Source organism: Acinetobacter sp. 231_lipA (assembly GCF_058243005.1).
Window position 1 is genome coordinate 46,099 of record NZ_JBZAYU010000002.1, and the last position, 25,367, is coordinate 71,465.

The 25,367-nt window shown below is 37.0% G+C and carries 20 protein-coding genes and 7 pseudogenes; 16 read left to right on the forward strand and 11 right to left on the reverse strand.

Going from position 1 to position 25,367, the window contains the following annotated elements; genetic code table 11:
* Positions 1-82: 82 nt before the first annotated feature.
* Entirely contained in the window at positions 83-982 is a 900-nt protein-coding gene (locus tag AC4CUX_RS18570; RefSeq protein ID WP_490792646.1) for a ParB/RepB/Spo0J family partition protein, read from the reverse strand.
* 18 nt (positions 983-1,000) lie between these two features.
* Complete coding sequence (locus AC4CUX_RS18575) at positions 1,001-1,777, reverse strand: ParA family protein (RefSeq protein WP_058952656.1); 777 nt, start codon at positions 1,775-1,777, stop codon at positions 1,001-1,003.
* 911 nt (positions 1,778-2,688) lie between these two features.
* Here AC4CUX_RS18575 and AC4CUX_RS18580 point away from each other — a divergent pair.
* The 9 genes and pseudogenes from AC4CUX_RS18580 to AC4CUX_RS18620 form a co-directional block, all read left to right on the forward strand.
* Positions 2,689-3,861 (forward strand): replication initiation protein, encoded by a 1,173-nt coding sequence (locus AC4CUX_RS18580; RefSeq protein WP_126039364.1) that lies wholly within the window; start codon positions 2,689-2,691, stop codon positions 3,859-3,861.
* Between the two features lie 124 nt (positions 3,862-3,985).
* The gene (locus AC4CUX_RS18585; protein ID WP_279693812.1) at positions 3,986-4,453 is read left to right on the forward strand and encodes a hypothetical protein; all 468 of its coding nucleotides are present in this window, start codon (positions 3,986-3,988) and stop codon (positions 4,451-4,453) included.
* 129 nt (positions 4,454-4,582) lie between these two features.
* Positions 4,583-5,673 (forward strand): annotated as a pseudogene (locus AC4CUX_RS18590) (IS4 family transposase).
* A 192-nt stretch (positions 5,674-5,865) separates the two neighbouring features.
* A complete protein-coding gene (locus AC4CUX_RS18595; RefSeq protein ID WP_053578120.1) occupies positions 5,866-6,567 on the forward strand; it encodes an IS1 family transposase in 702 nt (233 codons plus the stop codon).
* 115 nt (positions 6,568-6,682) lie between these two features.
* Entirely contained in the window at positions 6,683-7,240 is a 558-nt protein-coding gene (locus tag AC4CUX_RS18600) for a recombinase family protein (RefSeq protein WP_004763415.1), read from the forward strand.
* A 394-nt stretch (positions 7,241-7,634) separates the two neighbouring features.
* Positions 7,635-8,063, forward strand: a complete 429-nt coding sequence (locus tag AC4CUX_RS18605; RefSeq protein WP_002124576.1) for a hypothetical protein — start codon at positions 7,635-7,637, stop codon at positions 8,061-8,063.
* Positions 7,982-8,188: pseudogene (locus AC4CUX_RS18610) on the forward strand (GABA permease); the annotation flags it as partial. The gene AC4CUX_RS18605 and the pseudogene AC4CUX_RS18610, both read left to right, overlap by 82 nt.
* A 400-nt stretch (positions 8,189-8,588) precedes the next feature.
* Positions 8,589-10,697: a TonB-dependent receptor family protein gene (locus AC4CUX_RS18615; RefSeq protein WP_490792647.1), complete on the forward strand. Its 2,109-nt coding sequence runs from the start codon at positions 8,589-8,591 to the stop codon at positions 10,695-10,697.
* 263 nt (positions 10,698-10,960) lie between these two features.
* Positions 10,961-11,131: pseudogene (locus tag AC4CUX_RS18620) on the forward strand (IS481 family transposase); the annotation flags it as partial.
* A gap of 44 nt (positions 11,132-11,175) precedes the next feature.
* Here the strand turns inward: AC4CUX_RS18620 and AC4CUX_RS18625 are convergent.
* Positions 11,176-12,341 (reverse strand): IS3-like element ISAba21 family transposase gene (locus AC4CUX_RS18625; protein WP_195726420.1). Its coding sequence is split into 2 segments (ribosomal slippage): positions 11,176-12,083 and positions 12,083-12,341, totalling 1,167 coding nucleotides; the frame shifts between segments, so codons are not numbered across the junction.
* 214 nt (positions 12,342-12,555) lie between these two features.
* On the reverse strand, positions 12,556-12,984 hold the full coding sequence (locus AC4CUX_RS18630) for a hypothetical protein (RefSeq protein ID WP_000877730.1): 429 nt from the start codon (positions 12,982-12,984) through the stop codon (positions 12,556-12,558).
* 157 nt (positions 12,985-13,141) lie between these two features.
* On the opposite strand from AC4CUX_RS18630, the pseudogene AC4CUX_RS18635 reads away from it, so the two are divergent.
* Together AC4CUX_RS18635 and AC4CUX_RS18640 are read left to right on the forward strand one after the other, a co-directional pair.
* Positions 13,142-13,387: pseudogene (locus AC4CUX_RS18635) on the forward strand (type II toxin-antitoxin system RelB/DinJ family antitoxin).
* Positions 13,377-13,670 (forward strand): type II toxin-antitoxin system RelE family toxin, encoded by a 294-nt coding sequence (locus tag AC4CUX_RS18640; protein ID WP_490792648.1) that lies wholly within the window; start codon positions 13,377-13,379, stop codon positions 13,668-13,670. Before AC4CUX_RS18635 ends, AC4CUX_RS18640 begins: the two are co-directional and overlap by 11 nt.
* Before the next feature lie 457 nt (positions 13,671-14,127).
* On the opposite strand, the gene AC4CUX_RS18645 is transcribed toward AC4CUX_RS18640, so the two are convergent.
* Complete coding sequence (locus AC4CUX_RS18645) at positions 14,128-15,999, reverse strand: putative bifunctional diguanylate cyclase/phosphodiesterase (RefSeq protein ID WP_490792687.1); 1,872 nt, start codon at positions 15,997-15,999, stop codon at positions 14,128-14,130.
* Positions 16,000-16,026: 27 nt separating this feature from the next.
* Complete coding sequence (locus tag AC4CUX_RS18650; protein ID WP_490792649.1) at positions 16,027-16,881, reverse strand: hypothetical protein; 855 nt, start codon at positions 16,879-16,881, stop codon at positions 16,027-16,029.
* Positions 16,882-16,944: 63 nt separating this feature from the next.
* Here AC4CUX_RS18650 and AC4CUX_RS18655 point away from each other — a divergent pair.
* Positions 16,945-17,761, forward strand: a pseudogene (locus AC4CUX_RS18655) (IS5 family transposase).
* Here AC4CUX_RS18655 and AC4CUX_RS18660 read toward each other — a convergent pair.
* The 3 genes from AC4CUX_RS18660 to AC4CUX_RS18670 all read right to left on the reverse strand — a co-directional run bounded on the left by AC4CUX_RS18660 (position 17,714) and on the right by AC4CUX_RS18670 (position 18,903).
* Positions 17,714-17,941, reverse strand: coding sequence for a hypothetical protein (locus AC4CUX_RS18660; RefSeq protein WP_490792650.1), 228 nt, complete (start codon positions 17,939-17,941; stop codon positions 17,714-17,716). The pseudogene AC4CUX_RS18655 and the gene AC4CUX_RS18660 overlap by 48 nt on opposite strands.
* Positions 17,942-18,280: 339 nt before the next feature.
* Positions 18,281-18,676, reverse strand: coding sequence for a type II toxin-antitoxin system tRNA(fMet)-specific endonuclease VapC (gene vapC, locus AC4CUX_RS18665; RefSeq protein ID WP_279693974.1), 396 nt, complete (start codon positions 18,674-18,676; stop codon positions 18,281-18,283).
* Positions 18,673-18,903: an antitoxin gene (locus AC4CUX_RS18670; RefSeq protein WP_106440603.1), complete on the reverse strand. Its 231-nt coding sequence runs from the start codon at positions 18,901-18,903 to the stop codon at positions 18,673-18,675. Before AC4CUX_RS18670 ends, vapC begins: the two co-directional genes overlap by 4 nt.
* A 246-nt stretch (positions 18,904-19,149) precedes the next feature.
* Here AC4CUX_RS18670 and AC4CUX_RS18675 point away from each other — a divergent pair, with 246 nt between their 5' ends.
* The 3 genes from AC4CUX_RS18675 to AC4CUX_RS18685 all read left to right on the forward strand — a co-directional run bounded on the left by AC4CUX_RS18675 (position 19,150) and on the right by AC4CUX_RS18685 (position 20,832).
* Positions 19,150-20,097, forward strand: coding sequence for a sensor domain-containing diguanylate cyclase (locus tag AC4CUX_RS18675; protein ID WP_490792651.1), 948 nt, complete (start codon positions 19,150-19,152; stop codon positions 20,095-20,097).
* Positions 20,098-20,303: 206 nt separating this feature from the next.
* A complete protein-coding gene (locus AC4CUX_RS18680; protein WP_490792652.1) occupies positions 20,304-20,549 on the forward strand; it encodes a type II toxin-antitoxin system RelB/DinJ family antitoxin in 246 nt (81 codons plus the stop codon).
* Positions 20,539-20,832, forward strand: coding sequence for a type II toxin-antitoxin system RelE family toxin (locus tag AC4CUX_RS18685; RefSeq protein ID WP_490792653.1), 294 nt, complete (start codon positions 20,539-20,541; stop codon positions 20,830-20,832). Before AC4CUX_RS18680 ends, AC4CUX_RS18685 begins: the two co-directional genes overlap by 11 nt.
* A gap of 77 nt (positions 20,833-20,909) precedes the next feature.
* Here the strand turns inward: AC4CUX_RS18685 and AC4CUX_RS18690 are convergent.
* Positions 20,910-22,235, reverse strand: a pseudogene (locus AC4CUX_RS18690) (ISNCY family transposase).
* Between the two features lie 306 nt (positions 22,236-22,541).
* Between AC4CUX_RS18690 and AC4CUX_RS18695 the strand changes: the two are divergent.
* Positions 22,542-23,485 (forward strand): annotated as a pseudogene (locus AC4CUX_RS18695) (IS5 family transposase).
* A gap of 111 nt (positions 23,486-23,596) precedes the next feature.
* On the opposite strand, the gene AC4CUX_RS18700 reads toward AC4CUX_RS18695, so the two are convergent.
* Positions 23,597-25,321: a bifunctional protein-serine/threonine kinase/phosphatase gene (locus AC4CUX_RS18700; protein WP_490792654.1), complete on the reverse strand. Its 1,725-nt coding sequence runs from the start codon at positions 25,319-25,321 to the stop codon at positions 23,597-23,599.
* Between the last annotated feature and the right edge of the window lie 46 nt (positions 25,322-25,367).

Sequence of the window (25,367 nt, forward strand, 5' to 3'; positions counted from 1 at the left end):
TGGAAATGTTATTATGACTACTTATATAGATTTTCCTAATTGCAAAAAATAGTGTAGCAACTTGCTACACTATTTTTTTACTTTATTTTTCTAACATTCGTCTTAGGAAAGCTTCTAATTCTTGTAAATTTTGATCATCAAATTGTCCGATTTTTAAAGATACCTTTAATGTATTATGGTCAAATTTGATATTACCAGCAACTTTCCCATCATATTCAATTTTATGTACAATTGAAGTTTGAATTACTTCTTTCGTTTCTTTTGACTTAAAGATTTTTTCAGCTAGTGATGCGAGTTTTGTCTGTTCAACTTCTTTTTTAAGCAATTTTGACCATGCTTCGAATAATGCTTCTTTAGCATTTTCATGGTTTTCATCATGATCTGATAGAAACTTTTTCACTGCTGTAGCAGCAGTCCGTGCTAATAATGACGGCTGTTTTTCCAAATCTTTAATCAACTCTCCAGGTAATTTTTCAAAAGATAAATATTTATACATATCTTCACGATTCATACCTAATGACTTTGCTAACTTCTGCTTATTTTTTTTTAATTTTTCATCCAAAGAAGATAATCCAACATATATTTCATAATCTGTCAGATCTTCTCGCTTTAAATTTTCAGCTAATGTTAATAAAGCAACTTCTTCATCCGATGCATCAATAATGATTACTTCAATGGTGTTCTTATTGAGAAATTGGTGGGCTTTCATTCGTCTTTCACCAGCAATCAACTCATATTTATCATTTATTCTACGAACTGCAATTGGTTGTAATAGCCCAATTTCCTCAATTGATGCTGCTAAATCTTCAATATCTTGTTGATTAAAGAGTTTTCGAGGCTGGTTAGGGCTAGCCTGAATATCTGTAATTTGTACATTACGTCTTAGCTCTTTGACATCATTAATATGCTCTTTTTGGGCATGTTGATGCTTTTGAGTATTTTGCTGAAGACGTTTAGCCAATATCTCTTTATTACTTACCATAGTATTTCCAGAATTATATTATTTGACACGCTGAACAATTTCTTGTGCTAAAGTTTCAAAAGCTTTTCGAACTTTTGAGTTTTTATCAACAGATAATAAAGGTTGTTGCAAAATTGCAGCTTGATTAACTTTAGTGCTCATCGGAATTGTGGTATGCAATAATTCTCCAACTTGATTAAATGCTTCATTTTTTATTAATTTACATACATTCTGACGCTCATCATGTTTAATTAATAAAGCACCTAAGAGTTCTAATTCAGGGTTAACTCTTCTAATTTTACTTAAATGATTAATTAAATCAGTAACACCATAGAGACCGTATTGTGAACCAGATTCGATTGGAACAATAACATGTGTCGAAGCGGCTAAAGCATTGCTGGTTAATAATTTTAAACTCGGAGGGCAATCAATAAGAATGTAGTCATATAATCCTTCTAGAATTTTCAATTTATTTGAAAGTTCCTCGGTTGGTCTTGGTGCATCATCTTTCAATTGATCTTCAGTTTTACCAAGAGTTAATGAGCCATATATTAAGGAAACATTTTTAAACTTTGTTTCTTCTTCTAATGCTTCCGATAATAGACTTATATCACCAATGAGTAATTCCGCTGATGTAGTTTCAACTTCGCTAGGGTGTCTTAATCCTATATGTAAACTTGCATTTGCTTGTGGATCCAGATCAATTACTAAGACCTTATTTCCTAATTCAGCAAGTTCTGAAGCAAGATGTACTACAGTAGTTGTTTTCCCGCAACCACCTTTATGATTAGCTACAGCAATAATTTTAGTTGACATATTTGTCTTAAGGAATTTACTTTGATTTCATTTAATATAAAGATATTTGTAGCAACTTGCTACAGTTCCTTTGTCATATTTTTATCATTTGAATTCAAAAGATGTGGGAAAAACATTTCTTAACTTTTTTTAAAAATATAGCTAGCTAATTTTAATTAGTATTAATTAGTTAATTAGTTAATTATAATTAGACAAATTTTACTTCTTTAAAAACAACCAGATAAGGTTTTTAAAGTGGAAAGCGTGTCACTAATAAGTGGAAGGCCTGTCATTGATAAGTGGAAGGCCTGTCACCGATAAGTGGAAAGTTTGTCACTAATGAGTGGAAGGTCTGTCACCGATAAGTGGAAGGTTTGTCACTATGGTGGAAGACTTGTCATTGTGATTTATTTTAATGTGGTTTTTTTAATTTAAAACAATACAAGTCAACTGCTTGTGGTGTTGATAAGTTTGTTTTTATTGAAATAAAGGTGGAAGACTTGTCATTAGTTGTTTTTTATTCTGTGGATAAACTATTTGTATAAAATTTAATTAATAATATGATGTTTGATAGTCAAGAATACCGGAATGGTGGAAGGCTTGTCACTTTAATAGTGGAATATGTGTTGGGTAATTCCACTTTAGTGGTGCTGTAGGCTATTCCTACTTTCAAATTGATTGCTTTAGCGACACGGATAAATTATCAAAGGTGGAAGAGTCGTCACTTAAAAGTGTTTAATTTTATATTTATTCCACCATAAGGCTGAATAGTATCAAAATTGCACTTTAATAGTGACACTTCTTCCACTGTTAAGGTGTTTGATGGGCATAAACTGAGTTAATTTAATGTTAGTAAGAGAGAATAGTGAGCGGTTTGCATCTTCTTCCACTTTTGTGTATAACATGTAGAAAATATTTTAATCTTTCCACTCATGAGCAATCACAACGAACCAGAAGAATTAGAACATCTACCTTATTGTATTGGTAATATTCGACATAATGGAGTAGTCAGCACTAGTAACCGTCTGATTAGACCAATTGAATTATCATCTAATGAGTATAAAGCTCTTCTTTATGCAATGGCTGTTGCGAATTATGGTGAAAAGAATAATCAAGATCGTGAAATTACAGAGCAAACTTATATTTATTTGCATAAAGATGATTTAGGCGAACTATTAGGATTAGATAAAAAGAATTCCATTAATGTTGCTATTGATCGTATTTATAAAGAATTATCATCACGAGTAGCTCATTTTGTAATTGAAGAGTCCGTGGATGATAATAAGCGTAAAGTTAAAAAAGTACACTCAGTAGTACCAATTATTCGTGAACTCCGTTGGGAAGATGATGCTAAAAATGCTTTGCAGATACGTTTCACCAGTGAAGTACTTCCATATTTTACTCGTTTAGCAAATGGAAATTTTACGACCTATCAATTGAAAGATTTATTTGCTTTGGACTCTGTAACCAGTATGAGTTTGTATTCATACTTTATAAAAAATGAATTTAAGTATGCTAATCAAGATTCTTATGAGGTTGAACTTTCACTTGAGAATATCAAAGCATTAATTGATATTGGAGAGAAAAAATACGATCGTTGGGTTGATTTTAGACGATACGTTTTAGACAAAATTATTGAAGAAATTAATGAAAGGACTAGTCTTCAATTAGAATACGATACCATCAAGAAAGGTCGACCTATTGTCGGAGTTCGATTTAAAATTCTTAATAGGCATGCCACTGAAGTTGTTGTATCTAATACTAATGATAAGACTCAAATCTATTTAGATGTCAATTTTGATGATAATGCGCTTGTTAAAGAATTAGGTGCGAAGTTCGATATGACCGTAAGGTCTTGGTACATCTATGCAAATGACCCAAATTATAAACAGTTTAGTAAGTGGTTTAAGACAGAAGGGTGCTTAACTGAATCTCAAGCAAATGTGATAGTTAATGATATTATGTTCCAAATGGATTTTGCTGTAGCTGGCAGTTCAATGAGTGAATTTAAGAAAGAAATGAAATATAAATTAAAAAATAATTCAAATTTTGTAAAAGAAAATAGAAAACGATTGAATGAAATATTTGGAAAAGACGTTATATGACTGTGTAGCAACTTGCTACACTTTTTACTATAAGGTGTAAAATAAGCTTGATATCAGTTTACGTCATATTTTGATAGCTAATTAATAGACTTATGAACTAATTATTCATCCATTAAGGTAGAACATGAAAACTAATCATTACATTCCTAACCACACACTTACGAAGACAGATCAAGGTTATGTTGTTAATTTTATCGTTGAACAAAATAAACTGATACCTGTATTTGAGAATATGTCACTTGAACAGGCATGCCAGGCAATGCTTATACAGGAACAAATCTTATTACAACCTACAGATGACGAGCATCTTATTTTTTATAAGGCAGATGATCAACAAGAAACCATGTTATATAAATCCTTTGATGATGCTCTGATTGCCTTTAATACAATGATGCAGGTCTATATAAAAGGTTATCTCTCTCTTTCAAGTATTTTACTTTTTGCTAAGAATGTTGATAACCAATACTCTGCGCCTGAAATGAATGAGCTATTTGAAGAAGCGGCTAAGATGTATCCGCAAAATTTAAAAGAAATAATGGAATTGAAGCAGTTTTCTCTAGAGCATTTAAAAATACTAGAAGAAAATCAATGAGCAGAATATAACATTATAGGGTAGGGGTTTAATACACGCCTATCCCATTATGATTTTCCTTTGTACACGACAAAAAAAGATAACTCATTGAAATAATGGCATAATACTTGTTTTCTGACGACGAATATGATGACACATTTCAATGAGTTACATCTCATCTTAAACAAATATCTAAAGTGGAACAAGTCACATGTAAAATGTTTTACACTGATTATGCTTGCATTAATTGTAAAACAGACATGTAATCTTTCTTCTGCATCTAAAGCCTTACCCATCAAGTGCTTACCACAATCATTTTATCGACGTATACAACGCTTCTTTGCAGATCATTATTTCGATTATCGTCAAATTTCTCAGTTAATTTTCTATATATTTTCATTCGATAAAGTCCAATTAACTTTGGATAGAACCAACTGGAAATGGGGAAAATGAGATATCAATATCTTGATGTTAGCTATCGTCTATCGTGGAATAGCGATACCTGTTGTTTGGACATTGCTCAATAAACGTGGAAATTCAGATACAAAAGAGCGTATTGCTTTGATTCAACGCTTTATCTCCATTTTTGGTAAAGATCGTATTGTGAATGTGTTCGCAGACAGAGAATTTATCGGTGAGAAATGGTTTACATGGTTAATTGAAAATGACATTAACTTCTGTATACGTGTTAAAAAAACTTTATTGTGACCAATCACTTAGCCAAGAATCATAAAATTAGTGATTTATTTCGTCATCTTCAAGTTGGTCAAACTGAATGTCGTAAACGACGTATTTGGGTTGGTCGAGTGAAACTGTATATTAGTGCGCTACGATTAGAAGATGGAGAACTTTTACTTGTTGTTTCTCCTATGTTTAATGCTTCTGCTATTCGTGATTATGCATTACGCTGGGAAATCGAAACGTTATTTAGTTGTCTCAAAGGACGTGGATTCAATCTTGAAAATACTCGTTTAACAGACCCTAGACGAGTCAAGAAATTGATAGCAGTGCTAGCTATCGGTTTCTGTTGGTGCTATTTAACAGGTGAATGGCAACATGATCGAAAAAAAGCGATAAAAATAAAGAAGCATGGACGACTTTCAGTAAGTTTATTTCGCTACGGTTTGGACTATGTTCAAATGGCTATTCTACGTTTGATTGGTTTTGGAAAAAAAGAAGAATTTAAGAAAGTGCTCGCAATTTTAAGAAAGAATAAGCCTGATAGGACAAGGGCCCTATGAAATTTGTCGTGTACAGAGATGATTTTCAAATAATAACCGTAGATGAAAGTAAAGACCGCTAGCTTAAATAGATCTCTATGAATCGAACGTATAAGCATAGCCTAACGGAACAATTTAAGACCTAATAAAATCAGGTGGTGTTTCAAAAAGTATGCTGAAAAAAAGCAGGTTGGATTTTGATAAAATAGGAAAATGCGAATAACCCTAGAAATCAAATGTCCAACCTGCCTCAGTGATAGTATAAAGAAAAATGGCATCAAGGTAGATGGGAAACAAAACTATCAGTGCAAAGACTGTAAACGTCAGTTTATTGGTGACCATGCACTCAGCTATCAAGGGTGTAATTCAGGTATTACTCGTAAAATATTACAGTTAATGGTCAGAGGCAGCGGTATACGAGATATTGCTGAAGTTGAGCGTATCAGTATCGGTAAAGTTTTACGCACTTTAAGTGAATCAACATATCAAATTCAGCCTAAACAAAGTTATTACGAATGTATCGAAGTGGATGAATTCTGGACTTTTGTAGGAAATAAAAATAATAAACAATGGCTTATTTACGCCTACCATCGAGAAACAGGTGAGATTATTGCTTATGTTTGGGGTAAAAGAGATTTAGCTACAGTCCAACTGCTGAAGGCAAAGCTTAAACAATTAGGTGTTCACTACACTCGAATTGCAAGTGATCATTGGGACAGTTTCATCACTACTTTTAAAAACTGCAAGCAAAGTATTGGTAAGTTTTTTACTGTGGGTATTGAAGGCAATAATTGTAAAATAAGGCATCGAATTAGGCGTGGCTTTAGAAGAAGCTGTAATTTTTCGAAAAAGCTTGAAAACCATTTTAAAGCCTTCGACTTAGCATTCTTTTATATCAATAATGGCTTCATTTAATGTCAGCATACTTTTTAAAACACCACCTAAAATCAGACTTAAAACCGTATCTATAGACTTAATTTTATATTTCGGTACAATATGTATCTATAACTCCAATATCTAACGGTACAAAATGCCTAATCAGGTTGGCTACATCCGAGTCAGTTCATCGGAACAAAATACGGAACGTCAATTGGATGGAATCCACCTCGATAAGACCTTCATAGAGAAGGCAAGTGGGGGTAGCCGTGAACGTCCTCAATTGCTCGCTATGCTCGAATATCTGCGTGATGGTGATACGGTGCATGTTCACAGTATTGACCGCCTGGCACGTAATACGAATGATCTGAACGACATTGTGAACAGCCTGAATGATCGTGGCATAACCATCATTTTTCATAAAGAAAATCTGACCTTTAGCCATGATGTTGCACAGTCGGCAATAAATAAGCTCATGTTCCAAATGCTTGCTGCATTTGCAGAATTTGAACGCTCCATGATCCGTGAACGGCAAAAGGAAGGTATTGCTAAAGCCAAAGCAAAAGGCTTATATAAGGGCAGAAAGCGTAAAGTTGATTATGCAGAAATACAAAAAGCCATGCAGGAAGATGGCTCGACTTTTAGAAGTGTGGCAAAACAGTTTGGAGTAGGGATTGCTACAGTTCAAAGGGCAGTAGGGCAAAAGCCTTAATGATGACCAGTCATCAAGGATCGGAGAATATTTTATGCAGCTGTGAGTTCCGTAATTTTCTTTTTCAACACTGATACTTGTACGGCTGAAGATCGAAAGCTATTTCTGCATCTGCATTGAAGGCTGTTAATACCCCGGCTTTTGGAGCCGTTTTTTTAGCCCCTATGATTAACCACGATTGTTTAACTAATATGAACAAAGTCGTGAAACATTGGTCAAAGAATAGGCGTGGAACGTGAAAAATCATAAAAAAAACCCAAACAGTGATGTTTGGGCTATAAACTTTGAAATAAGTATTTGAATTTCAAAATAAATTATAACACATTTCGTATAAGGTGTATTATGTTAATTTTAGAGAAATTTCATAATTCTGATTTTTTAGCTTAGGCCTTTAATGCAAAACTCTTATTCCTCTTTAGAAGAAATTTCATCTCTTGAATCTTTTGTGATAACGAGTCATATAAGTTCATATCATCATAAAATGATGTACGGTTTACCGAAAAATTTTAAAAAAATAGTTAAAAATGATAGTAATGAAGCCTTTAAAATTAATGCTAAGGCGTACCACTCCTCTGTTACAGGTAAATTTTTAACTCATAGATCATCTGCATTATTTGATGACATAGTTGATCATCCAGAAAAGTTAAAAATAGACTCTCAGTTTCTTCAAACTCTTAAATCACTAAAGCTATACCCAAATGATATTTTTCCCGAATGGAATCAGCATATTGAAATATATAATATTTTACGTATCTTGCAATCTTCTTTATTATTGGCGCACTTATTACCATGTTGGTTGAAGGCACTTATTTCAAAGAAGTAACCTATACCAGTTTACTTGCATTGTTTATTGTTGGATTAGGCATCTGTGCACAGAAGTTTAACTGGGGAAAGCATGCTCAAGATAAATCTGATAACACTCAGGCGGACTTGACCAACAATCTGTAATGTAAAACTAATGTCAGATTAAGCAAAATTCAACATACACTAAAACCAATGGCCTCCCAGTGAAAGCCATTGGTTTTTTAGGCTAAACTCAGCAATAAGTTCAATTTTTACTCAAATGTTAGCCACCGTTTTTATCTATCTTTCTGTATTCATATTCTAGAAAACTGTCAGCCTGTTTGATATTGCAGAACACTTTCAGAAAAGAATTTTGTATAGATTGCCGGCTCACTTTTAAGTGCTTTCACTATTCCCTTTATTCTAATAATTTTTATATAACACTTGAATAAAAAGCAAACGATTATCATTTACAGATCTCGCTAGTCAGCTTATCATTTCACAAACTTACAAATTCTCCGTATTTTCTTCACATTTAACCTATACATCATTTTAAGGATCTCTTGTGTTACTCCCTCATTTCAAAAAATCAGTCCTCACCCTCTGCTTATTTCCCTCCATACTTTATGCAGCCGATACATACCCTACTGTGACGCTTAACCCGATAACTGTGCAAGCCGAAGGCAACTGGTTAGATGAAGCCAATGCACAGAAAGTACTAAATCATGCTGGAGCGCGTACAGTCATTCAGCGTGATGAGTTGATTAACCGAGGCGTAACTTCTGTCAAAGAGGCTTTACGCACTGTGCCTGGTATTCAAGCTCCTGAAAATGCAGGAACAGCAGGGAGTGATGCATCGTTAAGCATCGGTGTCCGTGGTTTAACGTCACGGTTTTCACCACGCTCACAGGTACTCGTGGACGGTGTTCCACTTTCGTTTGCCCCTTATGGTCAATCACAACTCTCCTTAGCACCCACTAGTTTAGGCAATACTGAAAGTATCGACGTGGTGCGTGGCGCGGGCTCTGTTCGCTTTGGACCACAAAATGTAGGAGGGATTATTAACTTTAACTCGCGTACAATTCCTGAAACCTTTGCTGGAACGGTAGACCTCACTACAGAAATTGCAGAAAACGGTCATGTAAAATTTAACCCCAACTTATTTGTGGGTGGAACCTTAGACAACGGTTTAGGCTTAGCGCTGTTATATTCTGGCGTTAATGGAGAGGGTTTTCGCGATAAAAATGATGACTCTGACATCAACGATATTCGCTTAAAAGCAGCTTATGCAATAGATGAATATGCAAAAATTGAAGCCAATCTACACCGCTACGATGCAGATGTAGATATGCCTGGAGGTTTAACCCCTGCTCAATTTGCTGAAAATCCATATCAGTCCTTGCGCAATCATGATTATATGAAAGGGCATCGTACTGACGGTTCAGTTAAATACAGCTATAAAAAAGATGACAATGCCTTTGAGCTTTTGGCCTATCACACTGACACCTTCCGTGATGCAGGAATGGAACGTAGTGGATCAAAACTGTACCAAACGGCGCCACGTAATTATAAAGTGACGGCAATCGAGCCACGGTATTCGCATGCGTACCAACTTGGGACTACTGAAAATGAAGTTTCTGTGGGCTATCGCTATCTACATGAAACTAGTGAAGAGGCGGTTAATCGTGCAAGCTATAACACGGTCACAGGCCCTACAAATGAATATGCTTGGACCAAAGCAGACGGGAAAACAGATGCACATGCATTGTTCATCGACAACCGCACAGATGTGGGTGCATGGTCTCTGATTCCTGGTGTTCGTTTTGAGAAAATCAAAACCACCGAAAATATGTACAAATTAAATAAAGATGCATCGGTACTCAACGGAGTACATGCTGAAAAATCCTATGATGCAGTATTACCAAGCTTTTCAGTCATGTATAAAGCCAATGATTTGTGGAATATTTTTGCAAACTACGGTAAATCTTTTGCACCACTACAATATAGCCAAATGGCTAATACCAATGCGTCAGGTGCCTATCTGACCATGCAAGGCTTGCAACCTGAAAAAGCCAATAATTATGAAATTGGTACACACTATTTAGACCCATATCTATCCCTAGAATTCACCCTGTTTTATATTGATTTTTCTGATGAATTAAAACGAGATGATGCAACTCAAACTTACTCAAATTTAGGTGCCACTGAACACAAAGGAGCCGAGTTCGGATTTAAATATAATCTCGGTGCAATCAGTGACGAACTCAGCGGTATTTCGCTATATGCCAATACCACTTACACCAAAGCAACCGCATCTGCTGGGGAAAACAAAGGACAAGATCTCGACTTTTATTCACAATTGGTCGGCAATGCTGGAATAGACTATAAAATTGATCAATGGACACTAAACACTAATTTCTACGGTCAATCTGGTCAAACCGCATCGGGCACCCATGATGCTACTGGACGCTATGGCAACATTCCTGGTTATGGTTTAGTGGGTATTCGGGCATCCTATGATTTTTCCAACACACAACTCAATGGTCTCAAAGTGGGCTTCGGTGTGAAGAACCTATTTGACCGTGAATACTACACTCGTTCAGCGGATCAAGTCGGTGGAATGTATGTAGGTGCGCCACAAACGTATTATCTACAAACCTCATTTGATTTCTAGACACTCAATTCTAGAAAAGCAAATATTCAGGCAGAGACACCTCTCATTCATCTTTGCAAAAGTGATGTCCTCGCCTGAAACAACTTTCCCTTTATTTCTAGACAGCACCGAAAGCTGAAATGGATACTCTGTCTGATAAATGTCAGCCCCTCGGCATAAGTTGCTCAGCTCAACCTACAACCTTCAAATCTAATAAAAGATACTAGGTGTTTAGTCCCAGATTTTAATGGTGCAATATTCTCAGATAAATGGAAGGAAGCACTATGGGACAAGTTCTACACAGCAGCGCCACAACGACACAGGCAGTGCGTCGAGCAATACAAAATAGTCAAGAGAGCTTAAGAACGCTAGCCAAGCGTTACGGCATCAATCAAAAGACCGTCGCAAAATGGAAGAAACGTACTTCAGTAGATGATCTTACAACCGGCCCAAAGAATGATATGTGCTGAATTAGCAGGAGACTTTCACTTGGGATATGCTAGGCAGCTAACCGATAAAAGTTCTCTGCTATTTGATTTGGCGTTTTAAAATCCAAACTCTTTTGAATTCTTCGCTGATTATAAAATAACACAATGTATTTTGTAATATCTGCTTTAGCTTCATCTCTGGTTTTATAGTTGCAATGATGCACTAATTCATTCTTGAGTATGCCCCAGAAACTTTCAATCGGTGCATTATCGTAACAGTCCCCACGTTTGCTCATTGAACCTTGAAAATCACATTTTTCCAGTATCTTTCGATATTCATGGCTGCAATATTGGCTGCCTCTGTCCGAATGAACAATTAAGCCTTTCGTTGGTTTTTGATTACGAATCGCCATAGTCAGTGCATTGCAAACAAGTTGTGCGGTCATACGCTCATTTAAGCTATAGCCAACCACTTGTTTCGTGTACAGGTCTTTTACTGCTGCCAAGTATAACCAACCTTCAGCAGTCCAAATGTATGTAATATCGCTTGACCATGCAAGATTGGGCTTAGTCATTGAAAACTGTTGCTCTAGTAAATTTGCGTAGATCGCTCGATTATGATCACTCTTCGTAGTTCTTTTGAAACGCTTATGACGCTTACAATACAGCTGGTTGAGCTTTTTTATTTGACGTACAGCATACGTACTGATTTTGATACCTTGCGCTTGTAAATGCTTAGTTAATCGAATATAGCCATAGCTTTGTTTAGTTTCCTCATGAGCTATTTTGACCAAAATTGTCTGTTGATTTCGCTGAACCAATCTTTTATTCATGCCTCGTTTTAGCCAATCATAAAATCGTGACACTGAAACGCGAAGTAATCTAGCCATAAAGCTAATCGGGAATAAATGTCTTTGCTGTTTCATATAGGCGTACCTTACTGACTTTCTTTCGCAAAGTACGCTGCTGCCTTTTTTAGAAATTCACGTTCCATTTCAGCTGTTTTGAGCTGTTGTTTGAGCTTTTTATTTTCTTCGAGTAAGGCATTTAGATCAGGTGAATATTGTTTAGTGCCTGCTAAGGTGCCAGTCTTTGCTTTATTATTCCAATTTGAAAGAGTTTGCATTGAAATGCCAAGTTGTCTGGCTGTTTCCGATACATTGCCTTGATTGGCTTCAATCAATTTTATTGCTTCAACTTTAAATTCTGCGGTGTAAGTCTTCTGTTTCTTGCTCATGGTAAACTCCTGATGAGTGTCTATAGTTTACCAAGTTAAAACCTCCTGTTTTCTCAGCACACATCAGTTCTTAGCCTATGTAATGAGAATTTAATATAATGGAGATTGTATTAAATTTCTTTAATTATCATAAAGATAATATTATTTTTTTTGAATTTCGTATAAGGTGTATTATGTTAATTTTAGGGAAATTTAAGAATCTCTATGCAATGGTTTATTCAATATTCTTTGATTTCTTATCTTTTAGGTTAATCAGAAATAGCCAATAACATAAGCCAGGAAATAGAGCCATAAAGATAGTCCATGTATCTGTATACATCTTCCACCACTCTTTCGAAATTTCTCCTGTGTGACTCCATCCAAAAAGAATAAAAAATGGAGTAGCAATAATTATAGAGGCAATACAGATAGTTAATAAATTAAGACTGTTATAACGATTTAAAAGAATTGAGAATATGAAGCTGAAAGGTACAGTCAAAATACAATAAGCCAAGTAGACAAGACCGTGCCCTACAAGAACCACTAAAATCGAGTATAGGCTGTATTCCTGATTCATTACGATAAACAGGACTGCTGTGAAAAAAAGTAGTGGTAAAGGAGAAAGTAAGAGAGCTTTTACTATTTTTTCATTTGAGTATTTCACTAATTTAATTCTCTTATCTACTCAATAAATAATAATACTATAACGATTTTATTGGAGGTTTTTTGATTCTATTTAACATAATGGCTGTTATACGAACTATCTATGTAATGCAAATTGCATTACAATATTTCCATGCATTCAACAAATGGGAAAAGTAATGGCTACTGTTAACTTCAGGGTCGATGAAGCCCTAAAAGAAAAATGATTTTCTGTCCTAAAAGAACAAGGTATTGCACCAACTGAATTCTTCACCAACATACTTGAGTATATTGCAACTACAGGAAAACTACCTGTTCAAAAAGCATTGCTCTCAGAAGAAGATGCTGAATTATTAGCGACTGTACGCAAGCGAATTAATGACCCTAAAGAAATGTTCGAGGAAATTACTTTAGATGACTTATAAGCTTTTACGTCATAAGGACTTCACAGCTGAATGGGAAAAACTTCCCAGTGCTATCAGAGATCAATTTAAGAAGAAACTCGCTAAGGTCATAGAGCAGCCACATATTCTCAAGAATATGCTCAGAGGTGATCTTGCAGGCTGCTATAAAATTAAATTATTAAAGGCTGGGGTCAGATTAGTTTATCAAGTCAAAGATGATCAAGTAGTCATCTTGCTCATCACCGTTGGGAAACGAGCTGACAGCATAGTTTATGACGAAGCGAAGAAACGTATTAAAGACTAAAAATGGGAGCTAGCTTGCTTCAAATTTCTGAAAAAGTCATCAATGATGCAGAAGAAATATGTAAAATCGAACATGGTGACTGAAGGCGTGGGTGGTGTGAAACTCCCTAATGGTTTTCAGTCACCTTTTTTTCAAGCTAATTTCTTATCCGTGATTCAGGTTATCTACTAAATCACAGACAAAAAAAACCTGCATTTTGGGGAAAATGCAGGTTGAAAACTTAAAAATTATTTCTGTGGAGAAATTAATTAATACCAATATACTTGGTTTAATATGCGATATAAATCACATTATATATCAAAATTTAGAGATATTGGACTGCCACCATTCTCCTAGATAAACTCTTTCTATTTCACTTTTAGCTGTGTATTGGCTATCAGGTAAATTACTTTATTGTCTTAGCAATATGTTGGGAAAAATTGATCTAAAGCCATCCATATAGCTTAACTAGAGCTATTCAATGCGGAGTTTGCTGAAGTATGAAATACTGCTCAAATTCATCAATCGGCATCGGTTTACCAAACAGATAGCCCTGGTAATGATAACAACCCTGTTTTTCTAATACGTCCCGTTGAGCTTCGGTTTCTACACCTTCAGCCAGCACAGAAATTCCCAAAGTTTTTGCCAAAACAATGATCATTTTGGTAATTTCAGCATCATTGGAACTCACCATAATATCCCGAACAAAACCTTGATCGATTTTTAATTGATCAATCGGAATCCGCTGTAAATAAGTTAAAGAAGAATATCCTGTACCAAAATCATCTAGAGAGAACACCACCCCGTAACGTTTAAGAACCGTCATTTTTTCAATAATGTCTTCTACCCGCATCACTAAGGCGCTTTCGGTGAGTTCAAGTTTTAGTAAGTGTGCTGGAGCTTGTGTACGTTCCAGAATTTCGAGCACGTCTTGAACAAACTCATCACGAGCAAATTGGCCAGCACTAACATTTACAGCCATGCTGAGGTGAGCAGTTTGCGGATACTTGGCCCAGTCACTCAATTGTTGGCAGGCACTTTCCAGTACCCACTGACCCAGAGTAATAATGAAACCATTTTCTTCTGCGATGGGGATAAAACGAGCAGGGGAAATCATTCCTTTAACTGGATGCAGCCAACGTAACAAGGCTTCTACTCCTGTCACCTGTTGTGCACCATTCACTTGTGGCTGGTAATACAGCACCAGCTGATTTTTTTCTAGGGATTGACGTAGTCCGGCATCAATCTCCGCACGTTCCTGAACCTGAGATTGAATCAAAGGGTCGAAAAAGCGATAGGTATTACGACCATAATTCTTTGTTTCAGACAGTGCCATGTCAGCACGTTTAACCGGATCCTGGACATTTTCATGCGCTTGTAGCCCCCACAGGCTGATTCCAATACTGGCAGAACTACGATATTCAGAGTCTGCAAAAAAGTAGGGTTGAGCAAGTGTCTGTAAAATACATTTTGCCGTCTTTTCTGCATATTGAATAGCCTCCATCTCAGAAGTACCAAGCTGCTCGAGCAGCACAACAAACTCATCACTACCCAGTCGGGCAACCATGTGATTCGCTTCAACACACTCTAACAGACGAGTTGCGACTTGCTGTAATAAGCGATCCCCAGTTTCATGACCTTCGGTATCGTTTAAAGCTTTAAAATTATCTAGATCAATATACAAAATCACACAGAGCTGTTTTTTATTTTCTGCATCTCTCATGCTTTGGTCAAGATGTTCCAAAAACAGGCTACGGTTTGGCAGTTTGGTCAGAGAGTCATAAAACGCTAGCAAGTGTACTTTTTCTTCTGCAGCTTTATAGGCAGAAATATCGGTAATGGAAGCTACATAATGCGTCGTTAGGCCATTTTCATCCCGTACACTGGCAATCAAGATATGCTGTGGATACAGTTCACCATTTTTGCGCTTATTCCAGATTTCACCCTGCCAGGATCCCGTGGTGCGAATATCGTTCCACATGCTGGAATAGAAGTTTTTGTCATGCAGGCCTGATTGCAGGATTTTAGGCGTGTGCCCAATCAACTCTTGTTCGCTATAACCCGTAATTTCTGTCAAAGCACAATTGGTACGTAAAATAACCAAATGAGGATCTGTAATCAACATCCCGACTTGAGAGTCAAATGCAGTTGCGGCAATACGCAGATTTTCTTCTGCTTTTTTACGTTCGGTAATATCACGTGCCGAGCAGAAGAACACCTCATCATCATCAAGATGCACCAGGACTGAACTGACTTCTACCGGATAACACTCACCTTGAGCATTTCGATAACAGGTTTCGAAACAAATGCCCCCAGGCGTAGAAATACCTCTATTGATTAGCTCTTGCAGCTCTGCCTTATTATAGCCGTTATCCCATTAACATAGGGTTTTGCCCAAGGCTGCCTGCGGAGTGCTGCCAATCATGCGAAAAAAGGAATCACTGCCTTGAAGAAGCTTGCCTTCGCGATCTAGAACATGAATACCATCTTGTGCATTACGTAACAGCATCCGACTACGACGATTGGTAAACATATTCGCCCGAATTTGCTGCCAAAGTAGCCATCCAGCAATCGTGGTCACTGCAATGAAGAGTAATCCTAGCAAAACGGCTTTAATAACATCTTCATACCATTGGGCCAGATAGTCTTCTTCAGCGAAGGCAACAACAACAAAAACAGGCATACTACTAATTTTGTGAACATGACCAATACGCGGGATATGATCTGTGGTTTGTCGGGTATAAATGGTGCCATGTGCGCCGGAGCGTACCAGTTGTGACAGCTCCGGTGGGCCGCCAACAAAGCCCACCTGACCATTCGGGGTTTTGAGCATGGGATTACGTGCAATAACTCGCATATCCAGGTCTTGTACCACTACTACTCCTTTGGGGCCTACATCCAGTTCTGCAATCAGATGATTAAAGTAACTGGCTGGCAGGGCAGCAACAATCATCCCTGCAAAAGCTCCATCAGGCTGATTGTAACGTCGTGCCAATAGATTAACCCAGCCTTGGCCATTTGGATCTCTGATCAGCTTGGTGACAAACAGCTGATCTGTATTTTTCTGTTGGGCCTCTTTAAAAAAACTATAACTCGCATAATTGGAAGCCTCTCCGCCAATGGCACTATCGCCAAATTTAACTCGACCGTTTACATCGGTGATGTGAATTCGTGCAACAATACTGATCCAATTTTCTTGTTTTTGAATTAAAATATTAGGGTCTGTTGACAATTGTTGCCTAAAAAAATAGCGAGATAGTAAAATCAAATCGCCAAACCCAATTTTACACTCGCTATGCCTCGTACAATGCTGAATGATCAACACTGGTCTAAGTTAACTACCATTTTCCGTCACTTTAATATTTATCTCAAATTAAATTTGAGGAATTTTATCGAAGCTATTCTATTTAGGATACGTACAGGTTGTCCTTGGAGAGATTTACCTCAGGAATTCGGTAAGCCAAACTCTATTTTCAAGAAATATAATCGCTGGTCTAAAAAAAATAAACTTATGAATATATTTAAGTTATTTAGTCAGCATGCTGATAAAGAATGGATTTTTATTGATGGTAGTCATGTTAGAGCACATCAACATTCAGCAGGAATTAAGAATCAAGATATTTCTAAAAGTATCGGTGGCAATAGTTCTAAAATACATTTAGCAATTGATTCAAATGGTAATCCAATTGAGTTTATTATTTCTGACGGAACTTCTCATGATATGAAAATTGCCCCAGATCTTGTATCAAAACTAGATTTAAGTGAATCAGAAATGCTGTGCGCTGATAAAGGTTACGATTCTAAAAGTCTTAGAAAGCAAATTCAAGACAGCAAAACAAAACCAAATATTCCTAGAAAATCAAATACAAAGTCTAGTAATGATCACATGGATTGGTATATGTATAAAATCAGACACTTAGTTGAGAATTCATTTTGTAGATTGAAACAATTTAGGGGGATTGCGACACGATATGACAAGCTAAAGCGTAATTATCAAAGTGCAGTTGCTTTAGCTTGTATATTTATATGGTTACCGTTATAGAGTGAATTATGAGCAGGAAATGTCAACACACCCTAATGTCTTTATCATTTATTTGTTTTTTATCACCTAATTCTTTTTCTATATAAGTTTGTAGAGCATGCAAAGACAAATCGATTTCTTTTGAGCTAAGGCTAACGCTTTTTTCAAGTAGTAAGGTTAAATTTTCTACACTAGCCTTAACTTGAGCTTCCTGGCGCTCACGTGAAGTATCTAAGGTATAGGCCAATAAGCTGATCATAAACATATTCATGATCACTACAGTAAGCACAAGAAGAATAAAAACTGATCTATTTTTGTGTAGCATATTTACTCTGTGAAATAGAGTGCTCTTTACGCTGCCAATGCAACTCCCAAATTTTAATCTTTTTATTAAATAATTAGACTAAAAATTATTCAAAATTTAACATAGAATACGACACAATAATATTTTTAAATTTTATTAAATCATTGAGTTAATTTTTGATTATTAATTTAGCATTGACTGAATATGCATCAGTTTTATAGAGATATTCCAACCTAGAATATCTTTTTTATTTAACATAAAATCTCTTATTCGAATTCTAGCCCTGCATAGGGCTAGATATAGCGATTAGACCCAATTCTCTAGCTTCAGACCATCAATCCGTTCAAATTCTTTTATATTGTTCGTTACTAATACAACATCCAATGCCAAAGCATGAGCAGCGATCAGCATATCTAAGCTGCCAATCGGTTTACCTGTGGATTGAAGATCTTGGCGTAATTTGGCGTAATGCCAAATTGCTTGTTCATCGTAAGGAAGAATCTCTAAAGGTGACAAAAACTTGTTTAACGCGTGTTTATTGCGTTCAGATCCAGACTTCTCTACACCGAAAGCCAGCTCAGATGCCGTGATACTCGAAATCGCAAGCTGGCCGAGTTGATATTGCTTAAAGCGCTCAAAAACGTGTTGAGGCTTATTGTTGATGACATAGATACAAATATTTGTGTCTAAGAGGTAAATCATCTGAACTCCTCACGGAACTGTTCGCCTTGATCAGCTCGCTCCAATTGGAATCCAACCTCAAACTCATTGATAGCTTCTAACATGACATCCCAAGGATTGTCGATGGGCATGAGTAATACACCACGCCCGAAGCTTTTGATGGCCACTTCCGTGCCATTAAAGCGAAAGGCTTTAGGCAAGCGAACAGCCTGACTGCGACCAGTTTGAAATACTTTCGCAATTTCCATAATTACCTCCCGAAACCAAAATGTATATCATTGATACATACCATAGCATTAAATCTTGTAGAGTCAAAGTGAAATTAAAATCATAAGGCAATAAAAAACCCCGACATCCTGTCGGGATTTTTTATTCTCTATTTTTTAGATTAAGCTTGTAAGTGTATATACAATGAGAATTAAAGTTTCTATTGGTCCTATTAAATAGCATTTTGCCACTTCTAGGTTCAATCCTAATCAAAATAGTGAGTAATTATGATCCCTTCTTATGAAAACTTTAAAGATTTTAAAGATGCTGGTGAAAAAATTTTAGAGTATTTACATAATCACTTAGGCTTTGCTTTATGGATGATTACTCGTACTGAAAGTAATGATTGGATAGTTTTGCAAGCTAAAGATCATGGATATGGAGTACAGGCAGGACAGGTCTTCAATTGGGCTGACTCATACTGCTCTAAGATGGTATTAGGTAAAGGGCCACGCATAGCACCTGATTCGAAAAAGATTCCACTGTATGTAGAAGCAGGCATCAACAAACTGGTCGATATAAACGCCTATATTGGGCAACCTTTATTAAATGAGGATGGTTCTCTTTTCGGCACATTATGTGCTATTGATCCATCAGTACAGCCTCAAAGCATAGAACAACATAGTGATCTATTAGAGCTATTAAGTTTATTACTTAGTCGAATTTTACAAAATGAACTTAAAATTAATGAACAAAAAAGAGTTAGTGAAAAGCTTGAAATGGATTCATTAACCGATCATTTAACGGGTGTTTTTAATCGTCGTGCTTGGGATACATTTTTGGATTTAGAGGAAGATCGATGTAAAACGTACGGACATCCAACCACATTGATTATGATAGATTTAAATGACTTAAAAGCTATAAACGATAAATTTGGTCATTCGGCTGGAGACCAGATGATCCAAAAAACGGCCCAAATCTTAAAGAAAAATGTACGCTCCAATGATTTAGTCGCGCGTTTAGGAGGAGATGAGTTTGGCATTCTAAATATTGAAACGACTTTAGAAAATACTCAGAAATTGGTGAATCGGCTTTTAAAGTCCTTACAAAATGCTGGAATTAATGCTGCTGTTGGTGTTGCGGCACGTGAACCAAGTAAAAATTTACGAATGGCAGTAATTGAAGCAGATGAAAAAATGTATCAGCATAAACGTCAAATTAAAGTCATCATTTGATGATTCCATAGAACAGGATGTTTGAGGATCTAAAACAATAATCGTAAGTCAGACACTTGGATTGTGAAGCTAGACAGGAGTCTTGCTTGAGCAGTAAGCTCATTTGAAGTTTTTCTAAAATTAACATAATGGTTGTTATACGAAGTCGACTTGTAATGCAATTTGCATTACACTGTTCCTAGTACATTAAATAACTGGGAGATATGATGGCTACTGTTAACTTCAGGGTCGATGAAGCCCTTAAAGAAAAATCCTATTCCATCCTTAAAGAACAAGGTATTGCACCTACAGATTTCTTTACTAGTATTCTTGAGTATGTTGCTACGACTGGGAAACTACCTGTCAAAAAAGCTTTGCTTTCAGAAGAAGATGAAGAACTATTAGCTCTTGTCCGTAAGCGCATTAATGACCCTAAAGAGATGTTTGATGAAGTCACATTAGATGACTTATAAGCTTTTACGTCACAAAGACTTTACAGCAGAATGGGAAAAACTCCCTGTTGCTATACGAGATCAATTTAAGAAGAAACTAGCCAAAGTCATAGAGCATCCACATATTCCAAAGAATATGCTTAGAGGGGATCTTGCAGGTTGCTATAAAATTAAATTATTAAAAGCTGGTGTCAGACTTGTCTATCAAGTTAAAGATGATCAGGTAGTTATCTTGCTCATCACAGTCGGGAAACGAGCTGATAGCATAGTTTATGGCGAAGCGAAGAAACGCATTAAAGACTAAAAATGGGAGCTATAAGCTCCCATTTTTGTGTTATTCCCAAGTAGAAATGTCCTACCTAATAACCAAATAGAAATGTCCTATATGGACATTTCCAAGTCAAGCACAGGATTTAGATTTCGTTCTTGAATTGCTGTTTTCTGTGCACGTCTGCTTGGCATCTTTTGAGAACGATTACGTTTGTTTTGCTGTTCTAATTCTTCATGCTGTTGCTGGATATGAGCCAAGACTGAATCCAAACGTTTATTCTCGACGATCTCTCGCTGATTCAGCTGACTTAATTTATCAAAGATGCTGTAATTGATCTTTCTACCTTGATGCATGATAGCTACAGTACCATCCGGATATTCTAGAAACTCAAAATACTTACCGATCAACCTTTGATTTTCTTCGGTGTTTTCCAGGAGATATACGCATTTATCATAAGTAATCGTCAGGCTATTCGTGACTCTGCGGGGTTCACGCCAAGTAAAAATATCATCTAACTCTTCAGCTGTTTCCGTGATAGGCCGATGTAGATTCTTAGGATTAAAAGCCATCTTGGCGAACTTCTGATTGAACTGCTCAATGAAGCAGGGTAGCCAGGCATTAGCTGGCTCAATCGAACAGATGCCTTCCAGGCGCATCTCCTTGATCAGACGATCCTGAAGGGTTCTGTTAGCACGTTCCACACGGCCTTTGGCCTGCGGTGAATTGGCGAAGATGATATCGATATTCAGGGTGCTGAGTACACGTCCAAACTGGGTAATCTTTGTGTCTTTCTTGCTGCTCTGATTCACTCTAAAGACTGAATGTTTGTCGCTGTAAAACGCTAAAGGCTTACCGTGCTGTTCGACATATAAACGTGTTGAAATCATATAATCAAAGGTTGATTCTTACTCACAGAAGCGTAAATGCTGCAATTTTCCTGTAGCATCATCGATAAACACCAGCAGACAGCATTTAGCAGCGCGTCCTCCGAACCAGTCATGGTGTGAGCCATCAATTTGGATCAGTTCACCAAAGCAATCCCGGTTGTAACGAGGCTGATACGGGCGCTTCAGGCGCTTGGATCGAGGAATCCATAAGTCAGCTGCAATCATCCAAGAACGCAGGGTTTCTACTGAAAGATCGAATCCATGTACGGTGGTGAGCTTTTCATGCGCTAAAGTGGGTCCGAAACCATGGAGTTGGTCAGAAACAATATTGAGGCATTTGAGTCTGAGTTCTTCAGGAAGTTTGGAATTGCTGATTTGGCCACGGCCGGCATGGGCTAATGCAGCAGGACCTTGAGCTTTGTATCCTTGAATTAGGCGCCGGATCTGACGTTCTGATAGTTGTAAGAGCTGGGAGGCTTTGGATTGCGTTATGCGTCGATCACAGACTTCTTGCAAAACAGACAATCGTTTAAGTTCTTTATCCGACATAGTGATCAGCATCTATATTTTATATCCAGTCCATGGTGATAAAAACCATCATAAACCAGACATTTTTATTGGTGAGAATATAGACACTTTAAATGGGTTCTAACACTTAAATTTCGTATAATCTTGATTATGTTAAATCCGATACACCGAACAATAACTTCTAATTCCTGTTGTTTTGAATGCCATTATCAAATAATTTTTTAAGATTGATCCGATCCATCAAATGCCGGCACTAAACAACTAATTTTATTGGGCTTTGTTGCACAAACCTATCTGTAAAGGCTTTTTCAGCGATATAATTTTCAAATGAAGAAGCCTACACACAAAATCTATCGCACAACCAATTGGCCCGCATATAACCGAGCACTCATGAGTCGCGGAAATATTGCCATTTGGTTTGATCCTGCTACGCAATGGTATGCGCCATCAAAAGGCAAACAAGGGCGAAATCAAACCTACTCCGACGCAGCCATCCAATGCTGCTTAATGATTAAATCCTTATTCCGTCTGTCTTTACGTATGGTCACTGGCTTTGTGCAAAGTCTGATTAAACTTTGCGGATTAAATTGGATAGCTCCAGATTACACCACGCTTTGTAGAAGACAAAAGCATATTGATATTGTAATCAGCTACCAAAAAAGTAGCGATGGGCTGCATCTACTCATGGACTCTACAGGCATGAAGTTTCTAGGTGAGGGCGAATGGAAACGCAAGAAACATGGATCTGAATATCGTCGCCAATGGCGTAAACTTCATATTGGTATAGATGCCAAACCCTACAAATACGAGCAGTTCAGCTTACAACCAATAATGTCAGTGATTCACAGGTGCTTGGTGATTTACTTGATCAGATTCCACAAGATGAGCGGATTGACTCTGTTTATACCGATGGAGCTTATGACACCAAGCAATGCCGTGAGGTCATTGCAGATCGGCAAGCGCATGCGGTGATTCCACCTAGAAAAAAATGCGAAACCTTGGAAAGATACAAAGAGCAGCTCGCTAGATCGAAATGAATTACTTCGAACAGTTAATCTTGGAAGCAGTGCTTCTCAGGCAGGACACTATGGAAAAAATCAGGCTATCATCGGTGAAGTTTGGTTGAAACTAAGATGCACTGCATTAAATTATTAGGAGATAAACTCAGAGCAAGGCGTTTTGATAGCCAAGTCAATGAGATTCATGCACGTGTAGCAGTCCTCAACAGATTTACGGAATTAGGTCGACCACTTACCCAAATTACGCCTTAAATTTAGCTCAATTAGGGGCGCTTTGCATTTCAAATCTTTGTGCAACAAAGCTGTTTGAATAAAAACTTATCTATGTACCTTCAATTTTAAGCATGGTTTGATCCTATCTTTTCAAATAAATGGCCATGCAATACTCAGTAAAAATAATAGCCCTAATACGGCGCAACTCATTTGCCAAAAACGTAAAGGATCTCGTTCAATGATTGCTGGTGGTTTAGAGTTTAATAATTCTTTGGAAGGATGCATTAGATTATGAATGAGTTCAGACAAGGCCTCAAAACGATGTATCGGTTCAATACTCAGCGCTTGGCCTAAAATTTTATCTAACCATATAGGTAAATCTGGCCGATATTTCCTGATGGAATGATATTGAACTTTTTTCATCTGCTTTAAACTGTTACAGCGAGCTAAATCTGTCCCATAAGGTAATTGTTTGGTGAATAAATAATAGGCCATTACCGCCAAAGAAAATTGGTCTGAATGTACAGATGACGAATGATCAATAAAATACTCCGGTGCCATAAATGCCAAGGTTCCGAGTGCTCGATTCGCATTTTTAGGATTAATTTCGACCAGGCCTCTTACTGCCGTTGAACCATAATCAATCAGTTTAATTTTCATGGCATTTTCTGCATTTATAACCATGATGTTTTTTGGTCGTATATCCTGATGTAGCATTTCCAGCCGGTGCATTGCATTTAAAGCCAAGGCTGTTTGTTGCAAAATTGGTAAAATTTCATCCAGATTTAAAGGCTTTTCTTGGCGATGCAGCCATTGAGCCAAGGTTTCACCCTGTAAATATTCATAACATTGGAATAAATATTTTTTCTCAGTGTTATGTGGATAACACTGCATCAGGTTGTCATGTTTCAGACGTTTCGATACCCAATCTTCGAGTTGAAACTGCTCTACGGCATTTTTATCTTGCTGTAAATCTACCCCCAAAGTTTTTATAACCAAGGGCTGCTGCTGAGTATCGTGTGCCAAATACAGGCAACTGCGATGATTTTGGTGCAAAATTTTATCAATCACATAGCCTTCAAACACTTCACCTTTACTGAGCTGTTGTGGAAATACATAATCCTGCTGAATATGAAACTGATTCAGTTCAGGCAGCTGTTCTACATGGATCACCTGGAGACTTAAGTTATCATCACTGCCCTGTTCTAAAGCTTTTTCAACGAATGCTTTGGCAAGTTGATTTAAATCTGCATCTACTAAAATTAAATCTAATAATTGTTGATCTGTGACAAATTCATAGACCCCATCCGTCATCAGTAAAAAAATATCTTTTTCTTTGAGCTCAATATTTCGATAATCAATTTCAATACGATAGTCGGCACCTAAGGCTCGGCTAAGATAATGCTCTCTTGAAGACAACCAGACACGATGATCATGGGTCAGTAATTCAATTTCATGATCGCGAATGCGGTAAATACGACTATCACCAACATGAAAAACATGGGCTTGTTGCTGTTTTAAAATCAGTGCAGATAAGGTACAGACATAACCTCGGTCTTTATCAAAACGTCCTTGACTTTGTTGAGTCTGTGCATAAAGCCATGAATTGGTCGCGCGGATCACCCGTTCTGCTGAAGTCTGTGTACTCCAGGCATCTGAAGTAGAATAATAGTCAGATAAAAAACTGCCAACGGCGGTTTCTGCTGCAAGATGACTGACATTACTGCTACCGATTCCATCCGCTATAACACAGGCAATACCTTTCTGTTTCAGCACATGTCCTTCGGGCAGATATACTCCATGGAAATCCTGGTTCTGTTGTTTAATTCCGGCAGTAGAATATTGCCCAATACTTACTTTTAATGTTTTTTTCATGCTGAAAGCTCAAAAAGGGATCTATATGATCCCTTTATAAAATGGT